The sequence below is a fragment of the Virgibacillus indicus genome (assembly GCF_002266285.1).
In the GTDB taxonomy this organism is placed as follows: domain Bacteria; phylum Bacillota; class Bacilli; order Bacillales; family Amphibacillaceae; genus Virgibacillus_K; species Virgibacillus_K indicus.
The window spans coordinates 12,429-32,820 of record NZ_NPMS01000001.1 but is presented as its reverse complement, the minus strand read 5'-3'; the positions used below and the strand labels follow the sequence as shown (position 1 = coordinate 32,820).

The following is a 20,392-nucleotide window of genomic DNA, read 5'->3' as shown; positions in this document are numbered from 1 at the left end:
TTTAATAATGATCTCCCTCAACAATGTTACCATATAAAAAGAATATTCCTCGAATAAAGCTTTTTTTAAAAGTGACTTTATTTGAAATAGAATATATAACATTAAAATCATAAATCACACATAATAAGGCTTAGAGAAATTTTATCTCCAAGCCTTATTTTTCATATATTTTCTCCAATAATGCACCGTTTGTTTAATAAGAGAAAATTCGTCTTTAATATAACGATGTATTGCTGTTAATTTCTACTTTAAGTTTCCCCATTTCATCAACAGATTTTATATTTATGACTGCCTTCCCAGAATAACCTTTTTCAAAGTATCCAATAACATATTCTGTCTGTAAATTTCCCTTGGTATCTTTATATTCTAATTTTAATGATGCTTCATCAAAATTCTCATTTGGATTAACATTAAGTGTATATTTTTCACTTGGTGCAATAGATGGTATCTTAATATCCAATTTAATATTGTCATAGGTTAAATATAAACCTGATACTTTTTTATTCGTTTCATTTTCCACACTAATATCAAATCCATCCTGTGCCAGCTTGAGAGTTGCAAACCCTAAAGCTCCTATTATCACGACTATTACAGAAACTAAAATTATTTTTTTCATTTTACCTCTCCACAATCCTTCTCCTATATATTGAAAATGTTCAACTGCGAATGAGTATCTTAATATTTAGACTAACTGTCGAATCAAGAGTTTCTTTATTACAATTCCTCTTTAAGTAAAGCACCAGTTTGTTTAATACTGATAAGTATTAAAACAACAATCACTCAACAAATACAAAAATCAATAAACTAATTGCAAATAAAATATATGCGATTTGAATGATTATGTACATTGTAAATTCAAAAGTTGAAAGTTTATTTTGCTTTTTAGTTTTCTCCAAATGCCGTAAATAGAAAGCAGAACTAAAAACAAGTATTACGATAGAAATAGTACGTAAGGCTTCTGCAAAAATTATCAATCCTATGTACTCCTTCCCCTGCTTATTCAAGTAGTCGAGTAGAAGGGAACCTCTCTACCTCGCGGTAGATTGTATTCCTCCCCCCTCACAGAACCGTGCTTGCGCAATTAACGCACACGGCTCCTCCTAGTTATCATTCACATAATGTAGCTAATTTCCTTTCTTAAGTCGTATATATTAACCTTAATTCTTACGTAAGGTAATGGATATTTATTAAGAAAGAGTCTGAATTTATCCCAAGTAAAAGATTTCCTTTGACTTCTTCTATTGAGCCATTTAAACAGTAAGTATCCGATTTTGTCTCTGAATTTGTTTACACTTTGGGTATTATCTGTGATGCAATAATAATTGTAATAACCTTTAAGCGAGCGTCTAAATCTATCCATAATTATATGAATATCTTTATTTCTGTTGAACTTCAACCATTCTTTAGATTCTTTGAGCTTGCCTTGGATTTTCTTCCTGCTTGTTTTCCGTTTCACTCGGAATTTTCCTTGTTTACTTTTTCCACAATAGTGTGTAAAACCTAGAAAATCAAATGTTGCTGGTTTACTGTTTCCCTTTTGGTTTGCATCCTTCTCCGCAAACTTTCCGAAGGGAATAATTTTAGTTTTATCCTCAGCTATCTCTAAGTTGAATTTCTTTAATCTCCATTTCAATGATTGAAAGAACTGTTGAGCTTCACTTTTAGATTGAAAACAACAGACAAAATCATCTGCATATCTCACCATGAATGCTTGTCCTCTACACTGTTTTCTAACCCTCTTCTCAAACCAAAGGTCGAGGACATAATGGAGGTATATATTAGCCAATACTGGAGAAATTACGCCACCTTGCGGTGTATCATAATCTGTTTTGTATTTCTTGCCTTCCTCTATATACCCACCTTTAAGAAACCTACCAATAATTCTTAGTAGGCTCGGGTCAGCTATTCGCAGTTTTAAGAACTCCATCATCCATGTGTGGTCAACGTTGTCAAAGAATCCTTTAATATCTACATCTACTATATAATTTATTGACCTCTTTTCAATATAGTGGTTCAATATTTTCAATGCATCATGGCAATTGCGATTGGGACGAAAACCAAAAGAGCAGTCTAGAAAATCATTTTCATAGATGGCATTTAGTATTTTCGTAACGCTTCTTTGAACAATCTTATCTTCATGTTCTGGTATACCCAACGGTCTTTTCTTATTTGAATTAAGCTTTGGTATATACATTCTTCTTACTGGAACAGGACGATAACTTTTACTTTTAAGCCTATTTATTAACCCCTCTATGTTTGCTTTTACGTTCTCACTGTATTGCTCTTTGGTTGTTCCGTTAATCCCAGTTGCCTTTCTGTTTGGCAATTCATAGTGACATTTCACTAATGATTGCTCATCTAATAAATGTGCAAGAGATGTAAATTTCATTTTAGGATCAGATTTTGCTAATTCTGCTATCCTTAGTAGTTTTGTTTCCATTTATTATCCCTACCTCTGTGTGTAGTAAATGTGTCCCTAGTCAGGGTGATAACTGGTAGCTAGCCTTTCCTCCATCGGCATTACCCGACATCATTGGTACTACGCTGCTATCCGACTCCCTACACGGCATTTGGTTTCCTTGCTTGTTATCGCTTGTACACCATACTCTTCTAAAATAAAGAGACCGGTAGGGTCTCCCGAGTTGCCGTATCATATCAATGTATAACGTGCCAAGGTCTCTGACTCCAGAGAGGCTTTACCCTTCTTGCCTATAACAAAGGATAAAGTATAGCTTTCTGCTGCGCTTAAGGCATCAGCCCTCTCGATTTACTAACATTATGGAGCTCAATCCCTTCAACCACTTGGCTTTCGGCCCGCCACCTAACTGTCTACGCTTAAAGGCTAATGTTACCATCAGCCCTCCAAGACTCGCTACGAGTGAATGGCTAGTTCTTTCTCGACGGGAATCCCACCCGTTATATGATACGACCTAGGCTCGGCCGCACAAGCACCAGTTAGGTCATCATTATACTGAGTGAATCAGCTTTGTATTTATTCCCCGAACGATAAGAATACAATTAAATACAAAACTATAGATACCACATATAAGTAGGGTAATTTAAAATTAAAGCGTAAACAAAAGTTCCTAAAATTATTTGTAATTTTATTATTAATAAGATTTGTGAGAAGAAAAATAATAACTAATACAAATATCAATTGAAGGAAAAGGTTAGTTAAAAAAAACTCAAATATAGGAAGTAACCTACTAATGAGTAAGAATGCCGAAAAGTACAAAAAAGATTCATACGGTTTTGTATTATGTTCAATTTCATTTACTTTTTTCAAATTAATCCCTCTTTTTATGAGTTATGTTTAAACACAAGATTTCTTGTTTTATCCAACTTTATATCTGCTCCATTGAACTGCCAATTACTAAAAATCGTCGCCACTTATTGTAGTAACGCACCCGTTTGTTTAATAAGGTAAGTATTTAAAAGACTACTTTTTTATCATTAATTTATTTGTATTTAAAAATAACTAAATTACATTTTTCACATCTATATGCTGGGATTTTATTTATTTTAAAAAATGCATCATTTATTAATACTTCACTTCCAAAGTCAGAAAAGATTGAATCAGCCGATTCTGACCAAGAAATTCGACGAGGAGAAAAAATATAGCCTTGCTTTACCTCATTACTGCATTCAGGACATTTTACAGCATCGTTCATATTTAGTCACGCCACCTTTCGCATCTCCTTTTTATTCATCTATTATTTTCCTTCGTGAAGTAACTTGCCACAATAGCTCAAAAAACTTAACATAATATTTTAAACGATTTTCTAAAAAGAAATGACGATCAATTTGATGACCGCCTTGTTCAACTTTTGCACCCGTTAGTAAAATTAGCATATTAGATTAGATTTCTATACTACTTTTTTTCCAATCCAATGAGCAAGTAAAGCAACTGGGATAATTAAGAGACAAAAAGGTAAACATAGAAAAATAATTTTCAATGTAATTACTTCATTCACTAATAATGAACGAAATAAAACTAAATTGTATGGAATGATAACAATCAACGAAGTGACTGCACCCGGTGTAACGGAACGAAGAATGATAGATTGACCAATATGAGTAAAAGCGTGTAGAAAAAAAGCCAATGTAATAATGGCGAAAATGTAAATATTACCAAGTATTCCTTGAATTACATATTGATTTGCCATAATGGTAGCACTACTTACGAATAGAAATATAACTAATACGGCAACTGCAAACTGGGCTGTTGACATAGAAAATTGTTTAATGACTCTATCCGCAATTTTTTCAGGCAATTTGTTATATATCACAGTTGAATTTCTTTGCATCCACTTTTCAACCATAATAATTTCTTCAAAATCATGAAGGACAAACATAATTGGAAATAACCACATAAGTGTTTGAATATCAAGCCATTGTTCCATAATCCTCCTCCATCCATTCGATAGATATTTAGTTAATCCTCAACTATAATCACCTAATTTCTTGAGTCTTGTTGGTAACATATATTCTAGGATTTTGTCTAACATTCCTTTTTCAACAATCTGGCAGATAGCGAAATGGTGCTATCCTTTATTCAAGATAAGCACCAGTTACTTTAAGTAGATTTATTCACAATATTTAAATTCAAATTTTTTAATATCATTATTAAATTCCTAATTTCCTCTTTCCTACTAAAAAATAAATCAAGTAACCAATAACATTTAATAAGGCAAAAGCTAAAATCCAACCAATGTTTAATCTTTTATGGTGATACGCATTAACCGTTGCCCAAATCGTGAAAAGTGTAGCATAAACCGCAACGCCAACAAATAATACTAAAGTCATAAATGAACTAAAGTGTCTGGTTTCCATATCAACATACCATTCTGAATCGCCATTTCCATAAGGGAAAAAGTCAACAAGTAACCATTCAGGAGCCCATACAGCTCTTTGATATTGATAGTTTGGTTTTGCCTTTTTGACATATTCGAATATGGATGAGTAGTTTTCAGATTCTCTTTTTACGTCTTTAACATTAAAAATTTTTACTTTCGAAATTTGGTCTGTTTCCTGAATATAATCTTTTATTTCTTCTTCCATATCTTCTGAAATTGTTTCTTTCCCTTCCAACACATCAAAAATATTAGTCGCAACAATGGAATTTTCATGTGAATTTTGTTCTTCCATTGCCCATATAACTCCAAATACAGTAACAGTAGTGATTAAACAAATTACAGCTAAATTAAGCACCCATTTTGCAAATATCTTTTGTGCTTTAAATAATTGACCGATAACAGAACGCATTTCTTTTTCCCCACCAAAGCGTTCAATAGCAATTTTAATTGCTTCTTTTTCCGATTTTCCTTCTAATTTCAACTCATAAACAGCTTCTAGTAAATGATTTTTCATTTCTAATTTTAACTCTTGTATTTCTTCTTTATTACCACCTACACCTTGGTAAACATCATCAACAAACGCATCAATTTTTTTCATGTTTTTCGCTCCCTTCTAAAAATGAATCAATCATTTTTTTTACAAATTGCCATTCCTTACGCTTTTCTTCAAATCCTTCTTCGCCCTGTGGTGTGAGTTTATAATATTTTCTTCTTCCTCCTGGTCCTTGTTCATCACCCCAGTAAGATTCAATCCATTTATTTTTTTCCAATCGCTTTAAAGACAAATAAAGCGTACCCTCTTTTAATTCAAATTGTTCATCACTTTTTTCTCGAACCAATTTAGCAAGTTCATATCCATACATATCCCTGCTATGTAGTAACGATAAAATAATCGTATCTATATGACCTTTCAATACCTCTTTGTTAATTTCCAATATGTTCACCCCTATTTAGACTATAAATAATAATACTATATAATGCAAGGTATTATTTTAAAAAAATAATTGATTTCTTATTAAATTAAACTGCCCTATAGTTTAAGTATAAAATTTCACAACCTCTGTATATCTCTAATACTATTTTAACATAAATTGACAATTACCTTTATTTCTACTAATGATTCATATAATAAATAGCGGAAAAATCCCTTTATACCAATAAAAAACACATGGTGAATCCCGATGTGAATTCCAGTGCGTTTTCCTAGTTATTTAATTGTATGCACCCCTGAAATAAACCCGTGAAATGAAATCAATAAGTTTTTAATAGGTAAAAGGCACCTGCACTCATCCCAATTCTTTGTTATTCCACCCAATAACGTTTACAATATTCCCAGAAAGGAGCATCTCGAATGAACTACAACTTACCAGATAATATCTCTAATATACTTGAATCAAATAATAGGGAAACCAACGAAAACTTAAGTGACTTAATCAGACAGGGCGGCTATGTTCCGCCAAATATGGATCTTCTGATTGACGCCATTTCCGCCCTTAGCATGGGCAAAAACATTCTGCTGAAAGGCCCTACCGGATCTGGAAAAACCAAGTTTGCTGAAACACTATCCAACCTGTTCAATCAGCCCATGTACAGTGTCAACTGCTCGGTAGATCTGGATGCAGAAAGTCTGCTTGGCTTTAAAACCATCGGATATGAAAATGAAAAACAAGTGATTGAGTTTATACCTGGTCCTGTAACAAATGCGATGAAAAATGGAACCTTTTTATATATAGATGAAGTAAATATGGCAAAGCCAGAGACATTGCCGCTCATTAATGGCGTTCTTGACTATCGGAGGACGGTTACCAATCCATTCACAAACGAAATAATCACTGCGAAAGATGATTTTAATGTCATTGCTGCAATTAATGAGGGCTATATCGGAACGGTTCCATTAAATGAAGCATTAAAGAACCGCTTTATCGTCATTGATGTGCCGTATATTGAAGGAGACCTGTTAAAAGATTTGATTCAAACAAACACAAATCTGACAGATGAAAAGACGATCGATTTATTTGTAAAACTGTCTTCAGATCTTATCAGTGCAGTATATCAGGGAAAGCTATCAGAGGACGCCGCATCCATTCGCGCATTGCTGGATGCTTGTGATTTGAGTACGCTTATTCCACCAGAACGGGCCGTTTTAAGATCAATCGTTGATAAACTTGACGAGGAACGTGAAAAGGAATTTGTAAAAAACCTGGCAAATACGTTGTTCTAAAGGAGGCTGCAAGATGAAATACAACCGGTGGGATGACTCCAAAGTTGATACGGATCTATTTCTGCAGCTGCAGGATTTATCCAGAGTATTATCAGATCATCCGGATTTAGACTTCGAATATCACTATGGTTCTTATATTGATATCATTCATAACAAAATTACCGGGAGCCGTCTCTGGGATGTTTTTAAGTATGAAATCAAGGAACCTGGATATAAAACAGATGTATTCCTGCGCGCACTTGGAACATTGCATCACACGCAAGTTCAGGAAATGAAACAATTTACAGCGGATATAAATAACTGGAAGCTCCATAAATTTGCTGTCCAGCTTGTTACACTGCTCGAGGATCTGCGTCTGGAAGAAGCTATCAAAAAGGAAAGACCAGGAACGACAAAGGATTTTGCAGTCCGAAAAAGATACCTGAAGCATTATTTCAGCACACAAATGGATACAAATGTGACAAGGAGCTATCCCCTGGATGAATTATTTTGCTTGATTTACCTGCTGCTTCAGGCAGATCAGCCAGACCCTGATTTCCCTCGGGCGAATGAAAGACAGCTGTACCGGCTCGAGAAATTAAAACCATTGCTTTATTCCATTTTTGAAGCAAAAAGTACAAAGGCCATCATTTCTTTAACGGAGCAAATTGTTCAACAGCTGGAACCGGCCTATAACGACATGATCAATGAATATTTTACGTTTCCAGTCACCAGCATCGAAAAGTTCACCAAGAATACATTATTTGATGAGTTAACAAGAACGGATGATGTTGCGAATGATGACAAAGAAGAAGTTGATGAGGATAAAAATGAGTATATTGATGAGCGTTTTTCCACCTGGCACCGGGAAAATCAGAACAGTGACCGGAAGCAGACCTTTCTTCAATTTGAACTCGATGTTGGCACGAAAACTGATATCATGGGCGGCGGAACAAGAGAAACAGAAGATGCAGATCAGGCAATGGGTGCCATTCAGGGTTTTTCCGGACAAAGCAAAAAGAATGATTTTTCCAAGCTGGATACACTCGAGAAAAAAGAAGCAAATCAAAGCGGCGGACAGGATGAAAGCCCCTATGGCGAAGAAAATAAAGATGCTGCAATAATCGTTAAAAACGCGGAAGCACCAACTTCGCAGGAAATGGAGCAGTATCAGGAATTTGTGAGCGGGATTGAAGCATTTAAACGAAAGCTTGCAACTACAATTGAAAAGACCTTGGAGCATAAAAAGAATGCACCGCGAAAGGATTTAGTCATCGGACGATTATCCAGAAAACTGCTGCCACTGGTAATCGACGAAAATCCGCGGGTATTTTATAAGAAAAACCATGAATCCAATGAAATTGATGCAGTTTTCACCTTGCTGGTCGACTGTTCTGCTTCCATGCATAATAAAATGGATGAAACGAAGCGCGGCATTGTGCTGTTTCACGAAGTATTGAATCAATTAAGAATCCCCCATTCCATCATAGGATTTTGGGAGGATGCCAATGAAGTGAAAGAACATTACCAGCCGAATTATTTTCACATCATCCACGCTTTTTCCGATTCATTTTACCAAAATGATGGATCTAAAATCATGCAGCTTGAGCCACAGGAAGATAACCGGGATGGCTTCAGCATTCGCGTGATCACAAAGGAACTTGCTGCCAGAAGAGAAAAAAATAAATTCCTGCTCGTGTTTTCAGACGGAGAACCTGCAGCCGCGGATTATGATCAAAATGGGGTTGTGGACACACATCTCGCCGTTTCCGAAGCACGCAAAAAAGGCATTGAAGTGATTGGCATGTTTCTGGCAGATGGAGAAATCGATGAGAGAGATGACGGAACCATGGAGAATATTTATGGCAGAGAAAGACTCATGATTCCAAGTGTGGCAGAGCTTCCAGAGCACTTCGCTCCACTGCTGAAACGGCTGCTGCTAAAGGTTATTTAAATATAATTCCCCATAGGAAAAATAACCCCTCATGTGCTTTAGCCCAGCAGTGAGGAGTTATTAGCTCTAAACTGTGCCATCCCCGTTTATGGGGTTGGTCAATTGTACTGTTCCATGTTACCAGCATGGAGCGGTTTTTAATATTGTATGAATTTATACTTACATTATCCCACAGATGTCAGAAAATGAAACAATTGCTTGCGTTTAGCCCAGCACTTTTTCCACTCTAATGCCTAGTTTTCCTCTTTCACTCTAAATATAGCATTTGTACAATTTAAAAAACTGAATAAAGCCTTTCACATCATTTCTCGTTTCATTAACAAACCCATTCCGGTATAATGAATTTATATAATTTTTTAAATTTTTGAATCAGGAGGAATTATATGCTAAATAAGGCATTGATCGAAAATGTATTATCCGCAGCACTTACAACAGGTGGAGATTTTTCTGAAGTATTTGTCGAAGACCGCTACACGAATAATATGCTGCATCAGGGTGGCAGATTGGAAAAAAGCTTATCTGGCCGGGATTTTGGTGTTGGGATTCGTATCTTTAAGGGCCTCCAAAGTGTATATGCATACACGAATGAATTTACCGAGGAGGGTCTTCTAAAGGCCGCAAGAGCAGCGGCACAGGCAATTGAAGGAAACAATACTGAGAAAAACATCGTATTGCCAATGGAAAAGCAAAGCCTGCTATCGTCACATCCAATTCAATTCATGCCAGCAAGTGTGGAAAAATCTCGTAAATTAGCTGTTTTACGTAATGCGAATGAAATTGTAACAAATTATGATTCATCTATTTCACAGGCAATTTTAAGATTAAGGGAAGAAGAACAGCATGTACTCATTGCGAATTCAGAAGGAACATTTGCTGAAGATAAACGGGTAAGAAGTTTATTAGCCATTACTGCCGTTGCTTCCGATGGAAATGATATGCAGACAGGATCATATGGACCTGGAGCACATAAGGGCTTTGAATTTATCGAAGGATTAGACCTTAATCATTATGCAAAAGAAGCAGCACGTTCTGCTGTCACGATGCTTCATGCAGACCCTGCTCCGAGCGGGAAATTTCCAGTTATTCTCGATAATGAGTTTGGCGGAGTAATTTTCCATGAAGCATGCGGCCATGGATTGGAAGCATCATCGGTCGCAAAAAACAACTCTGTTTTTGCTAATATGGAAGGAGAAAAAGTAGCTTCAGATTTTGTTACATATATTGATGACGGCACACTTACCAACGAATGGGGTTCCATCAACATAGATGACGAAGGTGAAAAAGCACGCAAAAACGTACTGATTGAAAATGGTATTTTAAAAGGTTATATGATTGATAAGTTCAATGGACGAAGAATGGAAGCAGCGTCAACTGGTTCGGGACGCAGAGAATCCTATAAATTTGCTCCTACTTCCCGGATGACTAATACGTATATTGCACCAGGAAAATCAACACCGGAGGAAATCATTGCTGACACTGAATATGGAATCTATGCCAAATATATGGGTGGCGGCTCTGTAGAACCTGCAACTGGTGATTATAATTTCGCTATAAACGAAGCCTATTTAGTGAAAAACGGAAAAATTGATAAGCCCTTACGTGGAGCAACACTAATTGGCAATGGGGCAAAAACAATTCAAAAAGTGGATATGGTCGGTAATAATCTTGGTCATGGAGCCGGGATGTGCGGTGCATCCAGTGGCAGTATTCCAGTTAATGTTGGCCAGCCAATGCTCCGTGTCAGTGAAATTACAGTTGGTGGAAGGGAGGCAAAGTAAATGGAATTAACAGCATTTCGCAACAAACTTTTTGCAGAAGGTGAAAGTCTCGGACTTACAGATATCGAGCTATATTATGAAAAACAGGAAAGCTTCTCCTGTCAAATCTTTAAAGGTGAAATAGATGAATATGAATCATCAACTGTAAACGGTGTATCCGTTCGTGGCCTTTATAATGGAAAGATGGGCTATGCCTATACAGAGAAGTTAGATGAGGAATCGGTTCAATTTTTGCTTGAGAGTGTACAGGAAAATGCAGTCTTAATTGAGGATGAGCCTGAAGAAATATTTTCTGGAGATGCAAATTATAAGGAAGTGGACTACTTCTCCCCTTCCCTTTCAAACATAACTGCAGAGGATAAAATTGCATTTTTAAAAGAAGTTGAAAAGAAAATTTACGCATACGATCCGCGGGTTGTCCAAACCGATTATGCTGCCATTCAAGATCAATCATTTGAAAAAGAGTTATTTAATAATAAGGGCCTCACGTTGAATGACCGGAACAATTTCCTGTCCATCATCTTTTCAGTTGTCGTCAAAGAAGAGGATGAAATCAAATCCGATTTTTATTTTAAAATAACAAAGGACTTTGATTCCCTTCATGCTGACGAAATCGCAAAAGAGGCCGTTGAAAAGTCATTGAGCTACCTTGGTGGAAGAACCTATCCAAATAAGAACTACCCGATTGTTTTTAAAAATAGTGCTGCAGCAGCACTTGTATCCACCTTTGTTTCATCCTTTTCCGCAGAGGCGGTTCAAAAAGGGCAATCCCGATTAAAAGGCAAATTGGAAGAAAAAATTGCCTCAGATCAAGTCAGCTTATCAGATGATCCATTTTTGCCTGATGGAATTCGAAGTGGAACATTTGATTCAGAGGGTGTGCCGACAAGAAAACTCACTATTGTAGAGAATGGGAAACTAAAAACATATTTCCACAACTTAAAAACTGCAAAAAAAGAGGGGATTTCCTCAACCGGACATGGACATAAACCTTCGTACAAGGAAACAATCGGAGTTAGTCCTTCCAACTTTTTTGTCATACCAGGGGAGAAAACATACAAGCACCTATATGAAAATCTGGATGAAGGGATCATCATCACTAACTTAGCTGGTCTGCATTCCGGGGCAAATCCAATTTCCGGTGATTTCTCACTCGCAGCCAATGGATATTATGTCAAGGATGGCGAAATTGTTGGTCCAACCAACCTTATGACGATTGCTGGAAACTTTTTTGAGGTTCTTAATGACATAGAACAAGTTGCTTCAGACTTGGAATTCTCACCAATGGGCGGATCTGGATATATTGGATCTCCATCATTAAAGGTTAAGCATTTGGCAGTTACAGTGGATTAACGTGATTAGAGGGGATAAGGAACAGTATCCTTATCCCTGACTTTTTGAATATATAAGTGGGACGGGGCCAGTTCTCATAACTTTCAAAAGGCTCCTAGTTACCCTCACCTATTTCTCCACCCTGATACTCCCATTATTCGTTGTTAGTTTAATAATGTTATCACCATCCCCAACTACCGTATCCCAGTTGGAGTTTCCAAATATTTTAATGCTTCCATTATCCACTCTTACATCAAATATAGCATTAGTTGGTTCTTTTTCTGTTTGAATGTTAATCGCTCCATTATCGGTATCAAGTTCAAGCGCGCGATCCAGGCTTTCGGTTACAAGTGAAATTTTTCCATTATTTGTTTTGCCGGTAATCTCTCCCTTAACATGGTCGAGTTCTATTTTCCCATTACTTGAATTCACCTGCACCGTGTCAGCACCAATATTCTTCAGAGCAATCCGCCCATTTTCCGTCGCAGCATTTATATCAGTTATATTTAAATCCTCAGCTTCCAGACTCCCATTATCAATTTCTACCTTAAGTGATTCATATACTTTTTCAGGTAAAGCTACTGTTAACGTTAAAGATTTAGTAAAAAAATCAAAATCGAATAGCTTGAAGTCCCGACTTTCTGTTTCGATGGAAAGTGTATTTCCTTTTTCCTCTACTTGAAATTTATCTTTTTTATCATTGCTTTTGCCTGATAGTTCAACTTTTATAGTTTGTTCATTAGATGGAATTATTTCTACCCTTTCGTTATTTGAAAGAATTTCAATCGCAGTAATATCCGTTTTATCAATTTCTTCTGCTTGTGTAACAGAAGTTGGTTCCTTGAAATTAAATGTGATTACACTCCCAATTACACCAAGTACGATTAGAATTGCTGCGAACATCGCAATTTTTTTTACATTATTCATGTTTCAGCCCACCTTTTACAAGTTTAGCATTAAAGTTTAAATATCGGACAAATCCAGTTGCAATGAATCGGGTTGCATACAGCATCCCAATCGCAATCAATAGGCCAAGACCAGTGAGTGCAATTGAAAAGAATAAATCAAAAAACTCAAATGTTCCAGGGGATATTGCCAGATTAATCAAAACCATTAGTGGCGAAACAATGAACGCAGCTCCTGTGATCCACCCCGCTAAAATAATGGCAAGTAAAGCAACAAACGGTCCAAGTACGATCACTAAATTGAAAAACCCCAATCCAATTACTGCCCATACAGCACGAAAAATATTGCTGGCTGAATAATCGTTCCCTGCTTTCTCTAAATAATGTGTTGCCAGTAATTCCTTCCCGATTTGACTTGGTGATCCTAGTGATTTAGAAATTTCCTCTTCTGTTTTTCCTTCACTTTTGCCGATATCAAAATGCTCCTGAAAGTCCTCTAATATGTCTTCCTGTTCTTCGTGTGGAAGTTTTTTTAAAGACGCATTTAATTTCTTTAAAAATTGCTCTCTATTCATCGCCAACACCCTCCCTTATTAAATGATTCACACCGTTTGAGAATTGCCGCCACTCCGGAATAATCACCCGAAGGTATTCTCTTCCTTTATCTGTAAGCATATAATACTTTCGTGAAGGTCCTTCCGAGGATTCCTGCAAATATGTCGAAACATAATCCTCTTTTTTCAGCCTTCTTAACAGCGGGTAGACAGAGCCTTCTGATATGGTAATCTGTTCAGAAATTTTTTGAACAAGTTCATATCCGTATCGATCCGTCCGATCCAATAATGCAAGCACACAAAGCTCCAGCGCGCCTTTATTGAATTGTATATTCATGAAGCCATCACCCTCATTTTCCATTTTTACTATTATATAATGAATAGTACTGATTTATGTCAAGTACCTGATATTAATAATATACCATTCAGTACTATTTAATGCAAGGTACTGTTTTAAAAATAAAATTGGTTGTACTCCATTTAAGGAATACAACCAATTTTATTTTTGATTATTCCGAGAAAGAAAGCCAACGATAAGCCTACTGGTTTTGATTCCAGCTTTTCTGCAGCTTTCGAATATAGATGATTTGTCCAATGTGATAGGCATTATGGGAGGATATATTTGCTATTATATCTCCCCACTTTGCAGCTGCGGGGAAACCTTCTATCTCCATCCCTGCTTTTTCTTCAGTTAGTAAATCCTGCCATTTCAGCAGCACTTCCAGCAGCATCTCTTTCAAATCATTGAATTTCTCTTTCTCCGGCACTATAAACGTACTATTATTATCTACCGTAGAAACAGCACCGAAATGAGACTTCTCATATCTTTTTTGCCACGTTTCATTCCAATAGAGTAAATGCTGCACAATTTCAGCGATGCTATTGCAATCATCATTAGGCTTCCAAAATGCTTCCTCCTCTGAAAGATTTGCTGCAGCGTCTGAAAAAGGAAGATAAAAACTGGGATCGTTCGCATTTGCCAGCAGCTGATCGGCTAATATCTCTTTCGTATGAAATATAATTCTCACTCTCCTTTATTAATAAATCTTATTTCTTACCAAATCCCTAAACCTTTCCGCATCATCCACCCGAATGGAAACCTGATTATATTGTTTTTTAATTCCCATAAAAAGGGTTGCTTCAACAGGATATTTAAGCTTTAATATGACATCCGGGTGCACTTCTTCAAAATCCCGTGCAATGAATTCAATTGTATCTTTTGAAAGCTTTTTCTGTAACATCTTTGGTTCATCAATCACTTCTTCGATATCAGACCACCTGATTTCCATACGTTTCATAAGACCGAGCGAAATATACATCCGTTCATCAGTAACTTGCAATGGATTTAATCTTACTGCCTGTACGTCGGCAATCAGCAAAATTACCGAGTATATATTTAAAATTAATAAAATGACTGACAAAATAATCGACTTGTCATGCAGCCACCAATGAATCCCAATCGTTTCGAAAATGATTGCATGGATCAGCATCAATTGCAATGCAATTAAGCTGGACTTTTTATGCAACGTATATGTATCGTCATTAAGCATAGGCCGTTTTCTAAAACTGGCAAATGCATAGTAAAGCACGAGTATTTCTGAACAGATGATTCGAATAATTGGAGCATCACTTACTTTTCCATGAACTGCTTTTGGAAAAGAAAAAATCACTGGCAATGAATTTTGTTTCACAGAACGAATGATTCCCGGCAAATATTTAAAAAGTGTCACAAGGAGCAGGATTTCCAGCAAAATAAGCAAACCCTCAACAGCAAATCCAATCCATGTTACCGCTTCAAATGGTGCTAAAAAGTTCATTGGGATAAGAAAACGGGCAAGTATTAGTCCCATCGCTATCGTCACCGCGATATATTTCCAGTTCCTCTTTCTGCTCCACGCAATAAATAAGATTGGTGAGACTATTGCCAAATCAAAAATTGATCCTGCAACCACACCGTTCGTATTTACAGGCATGACGCTCATTCCAAATGCTGTATGATACAAAGCAGCATTCGACCCTAACACAAGCAGCAATAAAACGAGCCAGACATGATGAAGTAAATTTCTTTTTAACACCATAAGAGCTCACTCCTAATTTTTTTAGCATGTCGATTAAATTAACATTTGCAAACCATTAAATGATTACCATCGGGATCTTTAAAATTAAAATAGTGATTATGCTGAATGTCAGTAAGTAATTGAACATCCTTTGTTTTCATATAATTATATGATTCTTCGATGTTTTTTGTATTGAAGTGAAATGCTGGAGTTTCAAAGATTGTATCCTCTGAAAATATCTTGCTGTCCAATACAATTCCCGTTCCATCCATAGGCAGAACATATAGATGACCATACTGTATTTCTCCATCCGCTTCCAGGCCTAAAATTTTGCAATACCAGTCTCTTGCCTTTTCTATATTGCTTACGGGTATAAAGATAGCTCCGATTTGATTTAAGATGGGATGATTCATGAAAACAACTCCTTGTAAAACATATATATTCTTGTAATTCTGTTTTCATTTTCTCAAAACATAGAGAAAATGAATATATTAAATAATGGCCACTGGTGGTACACCAACGGCCATATACAATCTGACATCATATAAATAAATTATAACAAACATGAACGACTTTTCCTATTTTTTTGAAAACAAAATCAACTTCCGACTTCTGCAGATCTCCCCTCTTCCATCTTCCTGTTTTGCAGCACTAAATCATTCCCTTGCGCTCCAGCTTTCCTTCTCTGTTGAATCAATACTACTAACAAAATAATTGCAATTCCTAATCCATCAGAAAGTAATCCTGGATACATCATCATAAAACCACTCAAAAGCAATGCACTACGTTCAAAAATAGAAGCTTTTACAGCAAGCCAGCCAATTAAACCGGCGGCTAATATCATTACACCAAGTAATGCAGAAATAAAAGCAATGACAATTTCATCTATAGAACCTTCCATTAGCAATGCCGGTTCCAGCACAAAGATAAATGGAACAATAAAACCTACCGAACCCAGTTTTACAGCTTCCAGCCCAACCTTATTCGGATTGGAATCTGCAATGCCCGCGGCAGCATAAGCTGCCACTGCAACCGGTGGAGTTATTGCAGAAAAAATAGAAAAGTAAACGATGAATAAATGTGCTGCTAATGTACTGACGCCTAATTCAATTAAAGCAGGTGCAGCGAGCATTGCTGTCAGAATATAAGCTGCAGCTACAGGCATTCCCATCCCTAAGATGATACAGATTACCATGACAAGCAGCAATGTTGGCACAAGCATCCCTTCTGTTAATCCCAGAACAATACTTGTTAATTTCCCGCCAAGCCCTGTTGTCATGATTCCGGCAATGACAAGACCTGCAGCTGCACAGGCAGCTGTCACAGGAATAGCTGATCTCGCACCATCTACCAGCGAATCAATAATGGCTCTTAGTCCCATTCTGGAATTTTTGCCAAGCCAGCTTACAGCAACAATGGATAGAATTCCATAAAAGCCGGTTCTGGATGCACTATATCCTTGCAGCAGAAAGAACAGCAATACGACTAAAGGTATAAAATAATACCAGCCTTCTCTCAAAACCTTCGTGAATTTTGGTATCTGTTCTTTAGCAAGCCGCGGTATATCTGAACGCAATGCTTCAAAATGCACCATCGCCAGCAGCGAAGCATAGTAAAGAATCCCTGGAATAATTGCTGCTATTACAATCGTTCCATAGGACATTTGGGTAACTGCCGCCATTAGAAATGCCGACGAACCCATTATTGGCGGCAATATGCTCCCACCAGTTGAAGCAGCCGCTTCGACCGCTGCGGCAGTGGAAGATTTATAGCCAGCCTTTTTACTGACAGGAATGGTAAAGGATCCAGTAGTTACGACATTGGCAGTCGGGCTTCCTGAGATCATGCCAAAAAAGGCACTCGTTAATACCGCAACCTTTGCCGTCCCTCCCCTTGTTCTTCCAGCTATGGCAATCGATAATTTATAAAAGAACTCGCCCGCACCTGCTTTTTTCAAGAAAGCACCAAACAGCATGAACATAAAAACAAATGAAGCCGCTACAGATATTGGTGATCCCCAAAGTCCGTTAAAGCTGAAAGCGAGCTCATCGAGGAATTCCAGAACAGACAGCTCACGATGCCCCCACAAGCCCTGTAAATTATGTCCAAATAACGTATAGATAAAGCCAGCCATTACAATAAAAATTATTGGAAACCCAATTGTTCTGCGTGCCGATTCAATACTTAAGGCTACAAAAACAGCTCCAAATACAATATCCCAATTGGTTAATGGATCCATAATCGGAATTCGTACAGCAAAACGCTCCGCATGGATGGTAAAATAAATACCTGCACCAATTGCCGCTAGTGCTGCAGTGTAATCAACGAACCCCGGTGCATGCTGTTTGCCGGTTCTTTTAGAAAATCCAAACAGCAAGAATGTTAACGCAAGAATAAGTGATAAATGAATCGCCATTTGATTCATGGGATCCAGTTTTCCCCATACGACCGACCAGATCTGATATATAGATAAAATGGCAGCAAAGCATAAAAATAAGTTTAAATGGGCTGACTGCAATTCCCGTTTGTATCCTTCTTTGAACAAGCTGGCCAACCTGCTTTTCACCATTATAACAACCCTCTTTCCTCTGTCCTTCAGCAGAAATCGTTATTCAATTAATCCCATCTCTTTGTAAAACTTTTCTGCACCAGGATGAAGTGGTACTTTTCCTGCATCCGCAAAATTTTCAGCAGTTAAATTTTTAAATTCCTCATGCACCGTACCTAAATAATCGAAACTCTCATAAATGGACTTCGTAACCTGATAGACCTCTTCTTCCGAGATATCCTTATGAACCATTAAAATCGCCGGTGTACTCACTGTATCGATATCTGTATCAAGAAATGAATAGCTTCCTGCCTTTATTATGCCAGCTTCCATTCCCAGTTTTTCAGAAACAGTTTCAATGGTTTCCTGATTGAGGGAAAGCATTTTTAAGTCCATAGCTGTGGATGCTTCCAAAATATCACCAGATGGTACAGACACTGCATCTCCAGTGGCATCTATACGATTATCAGCCATCAGCTCAAATGTTTTAGATCCACCGAGATGATCAATGCTGCCGCCCCAGGAGATTATATCTTCATAAGTGACACCATACGATTGTAAAATATTCCGGGTAATTATTTCCCCTGCTGAACCTTTCTGATCCAGTGCCAGTCTGACTGGCGCTTCATTTTCAATGATTTCGTCGATGGAGTCATATGGCGTGTCGGCTAACGCAAGAAATTGATAATAGTTTGCTGGTATCACCACACTGACTGCCCGGATATCTTCAAATTTCTTATCATATGGCTCCTCTCCCATATATGCGGCATAGGCAGTCATCGAATAGGAAATGCCATAAGGGATTTTTGCTGTACCGACAGCTGAAGGATTCTCTACAATTCCGCCAGGTTCTACTGTAACCAGTGCATTCTCATTTTTCTTCCGGATGGATTCTGCGATACCTTCCGTAAACACGGACCACGCACCACCTGTTCTGCCGCCAATGATTGTCGTTTGAATTTGCTGATTTCCTTCAGCTGCAGCATCCTGTGATTCTGAAGAGTTGTTGCTTCCATTTGCCCCACTTCCACATGCAGCCAAAAGCCCTGATAAAAATATTATGATTGCAGCTACGCTAGATTTTTTAATCACTTTGGTTCCCCCTGAATTTACTTCTTTACTCCTTCTTTAACCTGCAAACTTATGTCCAATGCTTTAACGGAATGAGTTAAATAGCCCAGTGAAATATAGTGAACACCACAGTTTTTATATGAGGCCAGATTTTCCAGGTTAATTCCCCCGGAAGCTTCTGTTAAAATATGTTCTGGCACCATCGCAGCATATTCCTTTACCACTTCTGGACTGCAATTATCGAACATGATGATATCTGCACCAGCATTAACTGCTTCTGCCACTTCCTCTTTCTTCTCCACTTCAACTTCTACTTTTACCACATGGCCGATTTCCTGACGTACCGCTTCCACTGCTTTTGTAATCGATCCAGCGTATGATATGTGGTTATCCTTAATCATGACCCCATCATACAGGCCATACCGATGATTCCTGCCACCACCTGCGGCAACTGCATATTTATCAAGCATTCTCAATCCCGGCACTGTTTTTCTTGTATCGCAAATTTTAATTGCCGGATCATCCAGCAGCTTCACACATCGATTTGTAATGGATGCAATACCACTCATTCGCTGCAGTAAATTTAAAATAACTCGTTCCCCTGTCAGCAAATACCTTACAGGTCCATAAACTTTTGCGATTGTTTCTCCTTTATTTACACGCTCCCCATCAGAAAAATGGAGGTTAATTTCAATACGAGAATCCAGCAGATGATATGCCTCTCCGATAATATCCAAACCTGCAATAATTCCAGACTCTTTGGCGATTAGCACCCCTTTTCCTATTTGCCCTTCAGGAAAAATCGCATTACTGGTTAAGTCCGTATCCCCAATGTCTTCAAGTAAAAAGGATTGCAGCATCTTGCGTAATTTAAGCTTGTTCATTTTCTATTCCCCTTTATGTTAATAGTTTCACATTAATAAGATGAGTCATAGAATGACCGGCTTTATGAAATTATACTGTTCTCACTAAATAGCAAAGATTTCATTTATGATTTACCTTCGTTTGTGAAAAAAATCACATTCAAAAGCCGGGTCACTTTGTGTGTTCAACTGTCTTGACACCTATATTTACATAAATCGATAAGTTTAGCAAGATATTTTTTTTAATTTGATTGGAAACTAATATGGCTTTTTT

The 20,392-nt window shown here is 37.3% G+C and carries 19 protein-coding genes; 4 read left to right on the top strand and 15 right to left on the bottom strand.

Translation table 11 applies throughout. The features are described from left to right. Positions 1-214: 214 nt before the first annotated feature. From CIL03_RS00175 to CIL03_RS00145, 6 genes are all read right to left on the bottom strand, one after another. Entirely contained in the window at positions 215-616 is a 402-nt protein-coding gene (locus CIL03_RS00175; RefSeq protein ID WP_094883204.1) for a hypothetical protein, read from the bottom strand. Between the two features lie 495 nt (positions 617-1,111). Beyond that, entirely contained in the window at positions 1,112-2,440 is a 1,329-nt protein-coding gene (ltrA, locus tag CIL03_RS00165; RefSeq protein WP_094883202.1) for a group II intron reverse transcriptase/maturase, read from the bottom strand. A 1,018-nt stretch (positions 2,441-3,458) separates the two neighbouring features. Then, on the bottom strand, positions 3,459-3,671 hold the full coding sequence (locus CIL03_RS00160) for a PF20097 family protein (RefSeq protein WP_094883201.1): 213 nt from the start codon (positions 3,669-3,671) through the stop codon (positions 3,459-3,461). Between the two features lie 195 nt (positions 3,672-3,866). After that, entirely contained in the window at positions 3,867-4,403 is a 537-nt protein-coding gene (locus CIL03_RS00155) for an HXXEE domain-containing protein (RefSeq protein ID WP_094883200.1), read from the bottom strand. A gap of 223 nt (positions 4,404-4,626) precedes the next feature. Then, on the bottom strand, positions 4,627-5,454 hold the full coding sequence (locus CIL03_RS00150; protein WP_094883199.1) for a permease prefix domain 1-containing protein: 828 nt from the start codon (positions 5,452-5,454) through the stop codon (positions 4,627-4,629). Beyond that, positions 5,441-5,791 (bottom strand): PadR family transcriptional regulator, encoded by a 351-nt coding sequence (locus CIL03_RS00145; RefSeq protein WP_094883198.1) that lies wholly within the window; start codon positions 5,789-5,791, stop codon positions 5,441-5,443. The genes CIL03_RS00150 and CIL03_RS00145 overlap by 14 nt, the downstream gene beginning before the upstream one ends. A 416-nt stretch (positions 5,792-6,207) precedes the next feature. Here CIL03_RS00145 and CIL03_RS00140 point away from each other — a divergent pair, with 416 nt between their 5' ends. The 4 genes from CIL03_RS00140 (at position 6,208) to CIL03_RS00125 (ending at position 12,141) form a co-directional block, all read left to right on the top strand. Further along, the gene (locus tag CIL03_RS00140) at positions 6,208-7,077 is read left to right on the top strand and encodes an ATP-binding protein (RefSeq protein WP_094883197.1); all 870 of its coding nucleotides are present in this window, start codon (positions 6,208-6,210) and stop codon (positions 7,075-7,077) included. Positions 7,078-7,090: 13 nt separating this feature from the next. Beyond that, positions 7,091-9,010 carry a vWA domain-containing protein gene (locus CIL03_RS00135; protein ID WP_094883196.1) on the top strand — a complete coding sequence of 640 codons (1,920 nt, stop codon included), beginning with the start codon at positions 7,091-7,093 and terminating at the stop codon, positions 9,008-9,010. A gap of 383 nt (positions 9,011-9,393) precedes the next feature. Beyond that, positions 9,394-10,788 carry a TldD/PmbA family protein gene (locus CIL03_RS00130; RefSeq protein ID WP_094883195.1) on the top strand — a complete coding sequence of 465 codons (1,395 nt, stop codon included), beginning with the start codon at positions 9,394-9,396 and terminating at the stop codon, positions 10,786-10,788. Beyond that, the gene (locus tag CIL03_RS00125; protein ID WP_094883194.1) at positions 10,789-12,141 is read left to right on the top strand and encodes a TldD/PmbA family protein; all 1,353 of its coding nucleotides are present in this window, start codon (positions 10,789-10,791) and stop codon (positions 12,139-12,141) included. A gap of 108 nt (positions 12,142-12,249) precedes the next feature. Here CIL03_RS00125 and CIL03_RS00120 read toward each other — a convergent pair whose 3' ends face one another. The 9 genes from CIL03_RS00120 to nadC all read right to left on the bottom strand — a co-directional run bounded on the left by CIL03_RS00120 (position 12,250) and on the right by nadC (position 20,139). Beyond that, positions 12,250-13,047: a DUF4097 family beta strand repeat-containing protein gene (locus CIL03_RS00120; protein ID WP_094883193.1), complete on the bottom strand. Its 798-nt coding sequence runs from the start codon at positions 13,045-13,047 to the stop codon at positions 12,250-12,252. Next, positions 13,040-13,600 (bottom strand): HAAS signaling domain-containing protein, encoded by a 561-nt coding sequence (locus CIL03_RS00115; RefSeq protein WP_094883192.1) that lies wholly within the window; start codon positions 13,598-13,600, stop codon positions 13,040-13,042. The genes CIL03_RS00120 and CIL03_RS00115 overlap by 8 nt, the downstream gene beginning before the upstream one ends. Beyond that, positions 13,593-13,916, bottom strand: a complete 324-nt coding sequence (locus CIL03_RS00110) for a PadR family transcriptional regulator (protein WP_094883191.1) — start codon at positions 13,914-13,916, stop codon at positions 13,593-13,595. Before CIL03_RS00110 ends, CIL03_RS00115 begins: the two co-directional genes overlap by 8 nt. 202 nt (positions 13,917-14,118) lie before the next feature. Continuing rightward, positions 14,119-14,598 (bottom strand): DinB family protein, encoded by a 480-nt coding sequence (locus tag CIL03_RS00105; RefSeq protein WP_094884384.1) that lies wholly within the window; start codon positions 14,596-14,598, stop codon positions 14,119-14,121. A gap of 18 nt (positions 14,599-14,616) precedes the next feature. Beyond that, on the bottom strand, positions 14,617-15,657 hold the full coding sequence (locus CIL03_RS00100; RefSeq protein ID WP_094883190.1) for a beta-carotene 15,15'-monooxygenase: 1,041 nt from the start codon (positions 15,655-15,657) through the stop codon (positions 14,617-14,619). Positions 15,658-15,695: 38 nt separating this feature from the next. Then, positions 15,696-16,049, bottom strand: coding sequence for a VOC family protein (locus CIL03_RS00095; RefSeq protein ID WP_094883189.1), 354 nt, complete (start codon positions 16,047-16,049; stop codon positions 15,696-15,698). 185 nt (positions 16,050-16,234) lie between these two features. Beyond that, positions 16,235-18,205 (bottom strand): TRAP transporter permease, encoded by a 1,971-nt coding sequence (locus tag CIL03_RS00090; protein ID WP_094883188.1) that lies wholly within the window; start codon positions 18,203-18,205, stop codon positions 16,235-16,237. Between the two features lie 39 nt (positions 18,206-18,244). Next, complete coding sequence (locus tag CIL03_RS00085) at positions 18,245-19,276, bottom strand: TAXI family TRAP transporter solute-binding subunit (protein ID WP_094883187.1); 1,032 nt, start codon at positions 19,274-19,276, stop codon at positions 18,245-18,247. Between the two features lie 17 nt (positions 19,277-19,293). Continuing rightward, positions 19,294-20,139, bottom strand: a complete 846-nt coding sequence (gene nadC / locus CIL03_RS00080) for a carboxylating nicotinate-nucleotide diphosphorylase (protein WP_094883186.1) — start codon at positions 20,137-20,139, stop codon at positions 19,294-19,296. Positions 20,140-20,392: the final 253 nt, after the last annotated feature.